This is a genomic window from uncultured Stenotrophomonas sp. (assembly GCF_963519925.1).
In the GTDB taxonomy this organism is placed as follows: domain Bacteria; phylum Pseudomonadota; class Gammaproteobacteria; order Xanthomonadales; family Xanthomonadaceae; genus Stenotrophomonas; species Stenotrophomonas maltophilia_AE.
This window is the reverse complement of the sequence record NZ_CAUQPH010000122.1, coordinates 1-10,985: the sequence shown is the minus strand read 5'-3', so window position 1 is coordinate 10,985 and position 10,985 is coordinate 1. Positions and strand designations below refer to the sequence as shown.

At 67.2% G+C, this 10,985-nt stretch carries 10 protein-coding genes and 2 pseudogenes; 4 read left to right on the top strand and 8 right to left on the bottom strand.

The features are described from left to right. Positions 1-93: 93 nt before the first annotated feature. Complete coding sequence (locus RWO33_RS16310) at positions 94-1,059, bottom strand: UDP-glucuronic acid decarboxylase family protein (RefSeq protein WP_314106220.1); 966 nt, start codon at positions 1,057-1,059, stop codon at positions 94-96. Between the two features lie 159 nt (positions 1,060-1,218). Between RWO33_RS16310 and RWO33_RS16305 the strand changes: the two genes are divergently transcribed. Beyond that, positions 1,219-1,803 carry an alpha-ketoglutarate-dependent dioxygenase AlkB gene (locus tag RWO33_RS16305; RefSeq protein ID WP_314106219.1) on the top strand — a complete coding sequence of 195 codons (585 nt, stop codon included), beginning with the start codon at positions 1,219-1,221 and terminating at the stop codon, positions 1,801-1,803. A 67-nt stretch (positions 1,804-1,870) separates the two neighbouring features. Here RWO33_RS16305 and RWO33_RS16300 read toward each other — a convergent pair whose 3' ends face one another. From RWO33_RS16300 to RWO33_RS16285, 4 genes are read right to left on the bottom strand one after another with little or no spacing between them, the layout of a single operon-like run. Continuing rightward, positions 1,871-2,545, bottom strand: a complete 675-nt coding sequence (locus tag RWO33_RS16300) for an ABC-type transport auxiliary lipoprotein family protein (RefSeq protein WP_145481468.1) — start codon at positions 2,543-2,545, stop codon at positions 1,871-1,873. After that, positions 2,542-3,468, bottom strand: a complete 927-nt coding sequence (locus RWO33_RS16295) for an MlaD family protein (RefSeq protein WP_145481469.1) — start codon at positions 3,466-3,468, stop codon at positions 2,542-2,544. Before RWO33_RS16295 ends, RWO33_RS16300 begins: the two co-directional genes overlap by 4 nt. Before the next feature lie 3 nt (positions 3,469-3,471). Next, positions 3,472-4,302, bottom strand: a complete 831-nt coding sequence (locus tag RWO33_RS16290; protein WP_314106218.1) for an ABC transporter ATP-binding protein — start codon at positions 4,300-4,302, stop codon at positions 3,472-3,474. Further along, positions 4,302-5,414 (bottom strand): ABC transporter permease, encoded by a 1,113-nt coding sequence (locus RWO33_RS16285; protein ID WP_314106217.1) that lies wholly within the window; start codon positions 5,412-5,414, stop codon positions 4,302-4,304. Before RWO33_RS16285 ends, RWO33_RS16290 begins: the two co-directional genes overlap by 1 nt. Before the next feature lie 103 nt (positions 5,415-5,517). On the opposite strand from RWO33_RS16285, the gene RWO33_RS16280 reads away from it, so the two are divergent. Continuing rightward, the gene (locus RWO33_RS16280) at positions 5,518-6,777 is read left to right on the top strand and encodes a threonine/serine exporter family protein (protein ID WP_314106216.1); all 1,260 of its coding nucleotides are present in this window, start codon (positions 5,518-5,520) and stop codon (positions 6,775-6,777) included. Positions 6,778-6,967: 190 nt separating this feature from the next. Here RWO33_RS16280 and RWO33_RS16275 read toward each other — a convergent pair. The 3 genes and pseudogenes from RWO33_RS16275 to RWO33_RS16265 form a co-directional block, all read right to left on the bottom strand. Continuing rightward, positions 6,968-7,342: pseudogene (locus RWO33_RS16275) on the bottom strand (H-NS histone family protein); the annotation flags it as partial. Between the two features lie 155 nt (positions 7,343-7,497). Next, on the bottom strand, positions 7,498-9,189 hold the full coding sequence (locus RWO33_RS16270; RefSeq protein WP_314106215.1) for a proline--tRNA ligase: 1,692 nt from the start codon (positions 9,187-9,189) through the stop codon (positions 7,498-7,500). 260 nt (positions 9,190-9,449) lie between these two features. After that, a complete protein-coding gene (locus tag RWO33_RS16265; RefSeq protein WP_314106214.1) occupies positions 9,450-9,830 on the bottom strand; it encodes a DUF4124 domain-containing protein in 381 nt (126 codons plus the stop codon). Positions 9,831-9,932: 102 nt separating this feature from the next. On the opposite strand from RWO33_RS16265, the gene pssA reads away from it, so the two are divergent. Further along, positions 9,933-10,712: a CDP-diacylglycerol--serine O-phosphatidyltransferase gene (gene pssA, locus RWO33_RS16260; RefSeq protein WP_145481476.1), complete on the top strand. Its 780-nt coding sequence runs from the start codon at positions 9,933-9,935 to the stop codon at positions 10,710-10,712. Next, positions 10,709-10,985: pseudogene (locus RWO33_RS16255) on the top strand (hypothetical protein); the annotation flags it as partial. The gene pssA and the pseudogene RWO33_RS16255, both read left to right, overlap by 4 nt.

Here is a 10,985-nt window from a genome sequence, read left to right as displayed (position 1 = left end):
GAAGCAGCCGTCTAACAGACGGCTCTACCAGGCTGGAAGCAGCCGTCTAACAGACGGCTCTACCGCGCCAACGCAGCCATCCAAAGGACGGCATTACCGGGATTCGCTCAGCAGGGTGTCGAAATAGGCAATCGTCCGGCGCAACCCTTCTTCCAGCTTCACCTGCGGCTCCCACCCACCAAGTCGGCTCTTCGCCAGCGTGATATCCGGCTGGCGCTGCATCGGGTCATCCTGCGGCAACGGCTTGAACACCAGCTTCGACCCCGAATTGGTCAGCGCGATCACCGCCTCGGCCAGCTCGCGGATGGTCATCTCCGCCGGATTGCCCAGGTTGCACGGCCCGGTGAAATCCTTGTCGGTCGCCATCAGCCGCAGGAAGCCCTCGATCAGGTCGTCCACATAGCAGAACGAACGCGTCTGCTGGCCCTCGCCATAAATGGTGATGTCCTCACCCCGCAGCGCCTGCACGATGAAATTGGACACCACGCGCCCATCATTGGGATGCATGCGCGGGCCATAGGTGTTGAAGATGCGCGCCACCTTGATATCCAGCTTGTGCTGGCGGTGGTAATCGAAGAACAGCGTTTCCGCGCAGCGCTTGCCCTCGTCGTAGCAGGAGCGCGGGCCGATCGGATTGACGTTGCCCCAGTAGTCCTCGCGCTGCGGGTGCACGCTGGGGTCGCCGTAAACCTCGCTGGTGGATGCCTGGAAGATGCGGCAGTCCAGCCGCTTGGCCAGCCCCAGCAGGTTGATCGCACCGTGCACCGAGGTCTTGGTGGTCTGCACCGGGTCGTGGCTGTAATGCACCGGCGAGGCCGGGCAGGCCAGGTTCCAGATCTCGTCCACCTCGATGTACAACGGGAAGGTCACATCGTGGCGAAGGAACTCGAAGTGCGGGTTGCCCAGCAGGTGCGCGATATTGCGCTTGGTGCCGGTGAACAGGTTGTCCGCGCACACCACCTCATGGCCCTGCTCGAGCAGGCGTTCGATCAGGTGCGAGCCGAGGAATCCGGCGCCACCGGTGACCAGGACGCGCTTGCTGCTGTCGTGACTTCTCATGCAGGAACCTTGTGACTATGCGGCGGGTGGGGGCGCGACGGAAACGCGCCTCAGGCCGCAGATTGTAGAGGACTCCACGTGGAGGTGACGCGCACCCGCCCAGCGCACATACCGGGTGCCGGCGGGCCTTGGCAAGCCGGCGCGTGCTAGCGTTCCCATATGGACCTCCATCTTCCCGATGCTTCGGTGCACTGGCACCGCCACTGGTTGGCCGCCACCGAGGCGGATGCCCTGCAGCGCCAGCTGCGCGGCGAGGTGCCGTGGGAGGTGCATAGGATCCGCATGTTCGGGCGGTCGGTGGATTCGCCTCGGTTGAGCTGCTGGATGGGCGATCCCGCCGCGCGCTACCGCTATTCGGGCACCGACTTCGTGCCGCACGCCTGGCATCCCGCCCTGGTCCCGCTCCGCGATGCGTTGGGCAGGTTCTGCGGCCAGCCGTTCAACAGCGTGCTGCTCAACTGCTACCGCGACAACGACGATGGGATGGGCTGGCACAGTGACAACGAGCCGGAACTTGGGCCAACGCCGCTGATTGCATCACTCAGCCTGGGCGCCGCACGGCGTTTCCTGCTGCGCCGACGCGATGACCATGCGCGCAAGGCGGAGGTCACCCTGGGTCATGGCGACCTGCTGCTGATGGGCGGGCGCACGCAGACCTTCTACCAGCACGCCCTGCCGAAGAGCGCACGACCCCTGGCCGAGCGCATCAACCTGACCTTCCGTTGGATAGAAAACCGTGCGTAGAGCCACGCCCTGCGTGGCTTCGCGGTGCCGGACAGATTCAGCCACGCAGGGCGTGGCTCTACGCGGCTCAGCGTAAGCGTGTCGGGATTACCTTGGCGGTCTGGCTGTCCGCCTGGCCGGTGGTCAGCGTCCAGCCCACCAGCTCGGTGGTAATCGCCTGCAGGCCCTGCTCGAGCGCCCGGGCCACGTCGCCCGTGGCGGTGCTGCCCACCGGCTGCTCCTGGCGGAACGTACGGTCGGCGACCACGCGCTGGTCGATCACGTGGATCAGCTTGGCGTTGATTTCGATGAAGGCGGTCGGGGTCGGCTGGCCGCGGTAGTCGGATTCGAAACGGCGTACATCCAGCGCCAGCTTGTAGTCGGCGCGGATGCCGGTGGTGGCACGTGCCACGCCGGTGATGCGCCCGGAATCCTCGAACGCGCGCACCAGCGCATCGTCCACCATGTCGGTGGCCGGCTGCGCCCAGCTCACGCCCTTGTAGACCTCAAGCTCGCCGGGGTTCGGCCGCACGTTGATGCGCGGGCTGTCGACCACGCGCGCGGCGGTCGGCTTGACCAGTACCAGCGCCCAGTCGACCTTCGGCCAGGACGGGTCGGGCTGGATCTTCACCACCGGCGAATAGATGGTGACCTGCGAGCGCTCGCCGCCGCCCAGCAGCGAGCAGGCGCCCAACGCGAGCATCAGGCCGGCCGGCAGCAGCAGCCGGGGCAGGGAAGCGGGCAACAGCGGCATGCGGCTCATTTGGGTTCGAACTCCTTCGGCGCGTCACGGCCCAGCAGGTAGCGGGCCGGGTTGTTGTCCAGTTTGTCGCTGACCCGGCGCAGGTCGCGGATCAGGCCGCGCAGTTCGGTCAGGGTCGGGCCCAGCTGGGCCAGGCCGTCGTTGGCGAAGCTGTTGATCGCCGCGCGGTTCTCGCCGAGGATCGAATCGGCACTGCCGGCCGCCGAATCGAGCTTGGTCAGCGTGGTTTCCAGCTTGTCCAGGATCGGCGGCAACTGCTGCACCAGGTTGGTGTCCAGGCGCTGGATGGTGCCGTTGGTGGTCTTCAGCGTGCTGTCCAGGCTGCGCGCGGCGTCGCGTGCGCTCAGCAGCAGCGCCTGGGTGCCCTGGTCGCGGTCGGCCAGGCCGCCGCTGATGGTTTCCAGGTTGGCCAGGGTGGCGTTGATGCTGGCCACGTTGCGGTCGCTGAGTACCTGGTCCATGCGCTCGACGATGCGGTTGGCCACGTCGGTGATGTTCTGCAGCGCCGACGGCGTGGTCGGGATGATCGGGGCCGGGTCGCGGTTGACCGCGGTCAGTGCCTGCGCCTGCGGCGTGCCCCCGCTGAGCTGGATGATCGACGGGCCGGTCAGGCTGGTGATCGCCAGCTTGGCGCGGGTGTCGGTCTTGACCGGCGTGTTGGAGTTCAGGCGGATCCGCGCGACCACCTGGCGCGGATCGTCCGGGACCAGGTTGAGTTCGGTGATCGAGCCGACCGCGATGCCGTTGTACTGCACCGGGCTGCCCACTGACAGGCCGGTGACCGCCTCGCGGAACACCACCCGGTATTCGGTCCAGGTGCGGTCGGAGGAGTACTTGGCCGCCCACAGCCCGAATGCCAGCAGGGCCAGCCCCACGATCAGGGTGAACGCGCCGATCAATACGTAATTGGCTTTGGTTTCCATGGTCTATTCGCTCTTCTGCTTGGCGTCGCGTGCAGCGCGCGCGCGCGGTCCGTGGAAATATTCCTGGATCCACGGATGATCCAGTTGTTCGATCTCGTGAAGCGGGGCGGTGGCAATCACTTTCTTGTCGGCCAGCACCGCGACCCGGTCGCAGATCGCATACAGCGTGTCCAGGTCATGGGTGATCAGCAGCACGGTCAGGCCCAGCGCTTCCTGCAGGGTCTTGATCAGGCGGTCGAATGCGGCCGCGCCGATCGGATCCAGTCCGGCGGTGGGTTCGTCCAGGAACAGCAGCGGCGGGTCCAGCGCCAGCGCACGCGCCAGCCCGGCGCGCTTGCGCATGCCGCCGGACAGCTGCGAGGGCAGCTTGTTGATCGCATCGGCGGGCAGGCCGGCCAGCTTCACCTTGAGCAGGGCCAGTTCGTAATGCCAGCGCTCGGGCAGCTCGCCGTGGTGTTCCTTCAGCGGCACCTGCACGTTCTCGCCCACGGTCATCGACGAGAACAGCGCGCCATCCTGGAACAGCACGCCGGTGTTGCGCTCGATGTGCAGGCGGTCGGCGCGGTTGTCCGAGCGCGCATTGACGCCCAGCACCTCGATCTCGCCTTCATCCGGGTGGCGCAGGCCGAGGATGCTGCGCATCAGTACCGACTTGCCGGTGCCCGAGCCGCCGACCACGCCGAGGATCTCGCCGCGGCGCACGTCCAGGTCCAGGCCGTCGTGCACGGTCTGGCTGCCGAAGCGGTTGGTCAGCCCGCGTACGCGGATGGCCAGGCCGTCTTCATCGGCCAGTTCCGCGCGGGTGTCTTGATCAGGGGCGGCCAAGGTCGTCATCACCAATCCATGTGCATGAACCACAACGCGGCGAACGCGTCGATGATGATCACCAGCGAGATGGTCTGCACCACGCTGGAGGTGGTGCGTTCGCCCACCGACTGCGCGGTGCCTTCCACCTTCAGCCCTTCCAGGCAGCCGATCAGGCCGATCACCGCGGCGAACACCGGCGCCTTGGACAGGCCCACCAGCATGTGCCGCACTTCAATGGTGTCGTGCAGGCGCGCCAGGTACATCTGCGGCGGGATGTCCAGGTCGAAGGCGCCGACGGTGACGCCGCCGGCCAGGCCGGCGATCATCGCAATGAAGGTCAGCAGGGGCAGGGTGACCAGCAGCGCGATCAGGCGCGGCAGCACCAGCAGGTCGACCGGATCCAGGCCCAGGGTCTGGATCGCGTCGATCTCCTCGCGCGCCTTCATCGACCCGATCTGCGCGGTGAACGCACTGGCGGTGCGGCCGGCCAGCACGATCGCGGTCAGCAGCACCGCGAATTCGCGCAGGAAGGCAATGCTGACCAGTTCGACCACGTAAATTTCCGCGCCGAAGTCGCGCAGGATGGTCGAGCCGAGGAAGGCGATCACCGCACCGACCAGGTAGGACAGCAGCGCCACCAGCGGCACCGCGTCGAGCCCGACCTGTTCCATGTGGTGCACGGTGGCGGTGAGCCGGAACCGGCGCGGCTCGCGCACCAGGCGCCCGGCTTTGACCAGGTTTTCGCCGAGGAAGCTGGCCAGCGCCACGATGTTGTGGCCGGTGGCATGCACGCTGACGCCCAGGCGCTCCAGCGCGGCGAGTACGCCGAAGTCGCGCTTGGCCTTGGGGCGGTCGTCGGCGACTTCTTCGATGGTGCAGACCAGCGCGCGGTGTTCCTCGCGGAAGGTCAGCGCGTCTTCGCCGAGATCGGCGCGATGGGCCACGCGCAGCACCTGCAGCACGCCGGCCGAGTCCAGGTGGGTGATGCCGCTGGCGTCGATGGCGGTGACGTTCGCCGGCGCCGCGCGCAGCGCTTCGGCCGCGTCCAGCGCGGTGCGAAGGGTCCACTGACCGGACAACCGGATCCTGCCGGGGTCCTGTGGATCGAGTTCGAGGTGGGGGGCGTTGTCTGGCGTCATGGGCGTCGTGCGCGCAGCATAACCTGTCTGCGTGGAGGCCAAGTGTGTGCCGTCGGCAACGACGCTGTTCAGCCGGGGCGGGCTTCGGGTAATACTACCGCGCATGTCTGCCGACGCACCCGCCATCGCAACCCCTCCGGCCACCTACGCACAGCGGGTCGCCTTCGTGTCCGAGATCGCCGGGCGGCTGCACAGTTACGGCACCACCGCCCAGCGGCTGGAGGCCGCGGTGGTGGCGCTGGCGCAGCGGCTGGACCTGGACTGCGAGCCGTGGTCGAACCCGACCGGCTTGATCCTCAGCTTCAGCGACCCGACCAAGGCGATCGGTTCGTCGGACATCACCCGCGTGATCCGCCTCGCACCGGGCGAAAACGACCTGCACAAACTGAGCATTGCCGACCAGATCACCGACGCGGTCGCCAACGGCACCATGAGCATCGCCCAGGGCCATACCGCGCTGCGGCAACTGGACAAGGACCCGGGCCGGCGCGGCAAGATCCGCATGATCCTGTCCTACAGCCTGGGTGCGGCCGGCGTGGCCGGGTTGTGGAAACTGCCCTGGCTGGACATCGCCACGGCCGGGGTGATCGGGCTGCTGATCGGCCTGATGACGCTGCTCACCGACCGCCGTCCGGCCAGCCGAGAAGCCAGCGAGGCGCTGGCGGCGCTGCTGGCCGGCACCGTGGCGGCGCTGGTGGCCTCGTTCGTGGGTGCGCTCAACCTCAACACGGTGATCATCGCCTCGCTGGTGGTGATGCTGCCCGGCATGTCGCTGACCAATGCGGTCAACGAACTGGCCAGCCAGCACTGGGTATCGGGCACGGCGCGGTTCGCCGGCGCGATCACCACCATCCTGAAACTGACCGTGGGGGCGGTGATCGCGGTGACGCTGTCGGGCATCCTCGGCCTGGACCCGCTGGTGCGCGCGTCGCGACCGCAGGCGGACTGGGTGGAATGGAGTGCGCTGCTGCTGGCGGCGTTCGCCTTCGCGATGCTGTTCAAGGCCAGTCGCCGCGATTATCCGTGGGTGATCGCCGCGTCGGTGGCCGGGTATGCGATATCGAAGTTCGCCGGCCAGGCGTGGGGAATGCCGGCCGGCATTTTCATGTCGGCGATGGTGATGACCGCGGCCGGCAATCTGTTCGGTCGCCTGGTGCAGCGCCCCGGCGCGATCATCCGCCTGCCCGGCATCATCATGCTGGTTCCCGGCAGCACCAGCCTGCGCGGCGTGCTCACGCTGGTGCAGCAGCAGGACATGAGCGCGGGGCAGGTGGTGCTGATGACCGTGCTCAACGTGGTAATGGCGCTGGTGGCGGGACTATTGTTCGGCAACCTGCTGGTACCGGCGCGAAAGAATCTGTGAGTTTCTGAAAGTTTTCGCGACGTTCGGCAAACCCGGGGTAACGCATTCAAATAATCGATATCGGTGCGCCGCGCATGCCGCACGCATCGGGCACCGCCTGGGCCGACCAACGGTCGGCGCTACCGTCCCACAAAAAACGCCGGCCATCCGGGCCGGCGTTTCAATGCGCGCGCCATCGGCGCATCGCTTACTTCTTGATCAGGAAATCTTCCAGCTTCTTGCCCTTGGTGGTGTGGGCAGCCAGCCAGCGCGGCTGCTTGCCACGGCCGGTCCAGGTTTCCTTCGGGTTGGCCGGGTTGCGGTACTTCGGGGCCACCTTGCCCAGCTTGCGCACCGCCTTCTTGGCCGGGGCGGCCTTGCCCGCCGTGCCCGCGCGGCTGCGGCCCGCAGCGGCAACGCCGGCTACTTCTTCAAGGGTGTATCCGTTGGCTTTGGCCAGCTTGGCCAGCTGGGCGCGAACCTTGGTCAGGGCCGGGCGCTTGGCGACGATCGTCTGCTGCTTCTTCGCGTTCTTGATCAGGGCGCCCAGCTCTTTGGCGGACAAACCACTCAGGTCGATACTCATCAACTACTCCGGAATCTAAAAGAAGGACGGGGTGTGGGCCAGTCCTTGGCATCGGGCAACAGCATACATTCTCATTTGCGCAATGCACAGCTTGTCGGAATAATCAATGGAAATGGGATAATTAAATGCCGGGGTATTTCACCCGGCATCCGTCATCACTTCGTCAGCCGGGCCATCAGGGCGTCGCGGTCCAGGCTCTCGGCCTCGCTCGCCGAGCGTGCGCGGTATTCGAACGTACCCGCCTCCAGGCCACGTTCGGACACCACCACCCGGTGCGGGACGCCGATCAGTTCCATGTCGGCAAACATCTGGCCGGGGCGCAGCCCGCGGTCGTCCAGCGCCGCATCCAAGCCGGCAGCCTGCAGCTGCGCGAGCAGCTCGGCGGCGGCCGCATTGACCGCATCGTCCTGCTTTGGATTGATGACGCATACCACCACCTGCCAGGGCGCCATCGCGTCGGGCCAGATAATGCCGGCGGCGTCATGGTTCTGCTCGATCGCGGCGGCGACGATGCGCGAAATGCCGATGCCGTAGCAGCCCATCGCCAGTACCGCGGCCTTGCCGTTCTCGTCCAGCACGGTTGCTTTAAGCGCCTGCGCATACTGGCGACCCAGCTGGAACACATGGCCCACTTCGATGCCGCGCGCCACCTTCAGCTCGCCACCGTCGGCCGCACGGTCGCCTTCCTTTGCATTGCGGATGTCAGCCACTTCCGGTTCCGGCAGGTCACGGCCCCAGTTGACCCCGGCAATATGGAAGCCAGCTTCGTTGGCGCCGACGACAAAATCGGCCATCGCCGCAACGTCGCGATCGGCCACGATGCGGATCGGCCTGGCCGGATTCAGCGGGCCGAGGAAACCGGGTTCACTGCCCAGGTGGGTGGCGATTTCCGCCTCGCCGGCCATGCGGTAACCCTGCAGGCCCTCCACTTTGCCCAGTTTGATTTCATTGACGTCATGGTCGCCGCGCACCAGCGCCAGCACGAAGCCGCCTTCGCTCATGATCGCGATCGACTTGACCGTGCGTTCCAGGCCGATGCCGAGCAGCGCGGCCACGGCTTCGCAGGTCTTCTGGGCGGGGGTTTCGACCTTGCGCAGCGCTTCGCTGGCGGCGGCACGCGGACCCGGCGCGGCCGCGACCGCCGCTTCCATGTTGGCCGCGTAATCCGACCCGGTGGAGAACACCAGCGCGTCTTCGCCGGAGTCGGCGATCACGTGGAATTCCTGCGACGCATCGCCACCGATGGCGCCGGAATCGGCCTGCACCATGCGGAAATCCAGGCCCAGGCGGGTGAACACGCGGGCGTAGGCGGCCTTCATGTTTTCGTACTCGCGTACCAGGCAGGCATCGTCCAGATGGAAGGAGTAGGCGTCCTTCATCAGGAACTCGCGCGCACGCATCACGCCGAAGCGCGGGCGGATCTCATCGCGGAACTTGGTCTGGATCTGGAAGAAGTTGACCGGCAGCTGCTTGTAGCTGGACAGTTCCTGGCGCGCGAAGTCGGCCGCGGCTTCCTCGGCGGTGGGGCTGTAGCAGAACACCTGGTCCTTGCGGTCCTTGATCTTGAGCAGCTGCGGGCCGAATTTTTCCCAACGGCCGGTGGCTTCCCACAGTTCCTTGGGCTGGATGGTCGGCACCTGGAATTCCACCGCGCCGGCCCGCTCCATTTCCTCGCGCACGATGCGCTCGACCTTGCGCAGCACGCGCAGGCCCAGTGGCGACCACGTGTACAGCCCCGAGGCCAGCTTGCGGATCATGCCCGCGCGCAGCATCAGCCGGTGGCTGGTGAGCTCGGCATCGCTGGGGGTTTCCTTGGTGGTACGCAGGTGGAACTGGGAGAGGCGCATCGTCGGCTTCGCTGAACGGCGGAAAGGCAATATTCTGCCAGCCCGGCCGCCCACGTGCCCAATCCTGGCGCGAACGGCGTATCGACCAACGGTCGATACCTACGGCCGGTGCGTGGACCGTGCCACCCGCAACGGCGCGCCGTCCCCAATATCACCGAAATCGGCGCCATGCCGGATCCCACCGGCATCGGCGCCATGCCCGATGCCACCGGCAATGGCTTGGCGCCTGGTAGCCCCGACCGTTGGTCGGGGGAGGCTGCTCAGGCGGCCGGCTTGCAGTAGGCCTTGATCGCCGCGTCCGCCAGCGCCTTCTGCGCCTGGCGCTGGCTGTCGTCCAGCGCGGTGTCCGGCTTGCCGTCGCCGTTGGTGTCCTGCATCACCTCGCCCTTGCCGGCGAGCAGGGCCAGGTTGTCGCGGGCGGTGGTGCAGTTGGCCGATTCGGCCGGCGCCGGTGCCGCGGCGGCCCGGGTGGCGGCCGGGTCGCGGTTCTGCACCTTGCGCTGTTCAGCGTTCTGCCCGGTGGGCGGCTTCTCCGAGTACTGGGTTACGCCATTGGCGTCCTTCCACTTGTAGACGTTTCCGGCGCTGGCCGAAGCGCTGGCGAGCAGCAGCAGGCAGCACACGAGGGGCAGGGCACGCATGGCAACTCCGGGCAGCAGGGGGCAGGAGCGCGATTGCAGCATTCCCGTCCGGCGCTGGCAACCCTCCCCCCAAACCGCGCCGCAGCCACTAAACTGGCCGGCATGGATCAGATGAAACCCCCGCCGCGCTCGCGCAGCATTTACCTGTTGCCCAACCTGTTCACCACGGCCGGCCTGTTTGCGGGGTTCTACGCGATCATCGCCGCCGCCAATGGCGACTTCGTCAATGCCGCCATCGCGGTGTTCGTGGCCGCGGTCATGGACGGCCTGGACGGGCGGGTGGCGCGCCTGACCGGCACCAGCAGCGAATTCGGCGTGCAGTACGACTCGCTGGCCGACCTGGTCAGCTTCGGCATGGCCCCGGCGCTGGTGATGTACCACTGGTCGCTGTCCTGGCTGAAGTTCGACGACCCGATCATGGGCCGGGTGGGTTGGGCGGTCGCCTTCCTGTATGCGGCGTGCGCGGCCCTGCGCCTGGCCCGCTTCAACACCCAGGTCAGCGTGGTCGACAAGCGCTGGTTCATCGGCCTGGCCAGCCCGGCTGCGGCCGGCCTGATGATGTCCTTCGTGTGGGCCTTCGCCGATGGCGCGCTCGGCTGGGATGGCAATGAACTGCGCTACGTGGCATTGGGCGTGACCCTGGCGGCGGCGCTGCTGATGGTCAGCCGGATCCGCTTCTGGAGCTTCAAGGGCGGTGGTGAAAAAGGCCCGCGCGCCGACCGCGTGCCGTTCCTGGCGCTGGCACTGGTGCCGATCGCCATTGCGATCATGGTCATCGACCTGCCGCGCGTGTTGTTCGCGGTGGGCGTGATCTATGCGTTGTCCGGCCCGGTCAGCTGGGTCTGGCAGCGCACCCGCAAGCCGGCCGAGCCCGGCGCGTGAGCACGCCGGCCGCGCCGCCGCTGTGGACCCCGGCCCAGCAGTCCTGGCTGCAGGCGATGGGCTACACGGTGTTCGTGGACGGCAGCGTGGACGCGGCGCCGGATGCGCAGATCGACCTGGGAGCGGTCCCGGCTGCGGCACTCCCGGACGAACCCGTCGTAGTGCCGGGCTCTGCCCGGCAAAGCGCGCCCGCCCCACGGCGGAGCGCACCCCCCGAGATCGAAGACGCCGCTCCGTTTGCGTATACACAACACCGAGCCCACCCGACAGTGG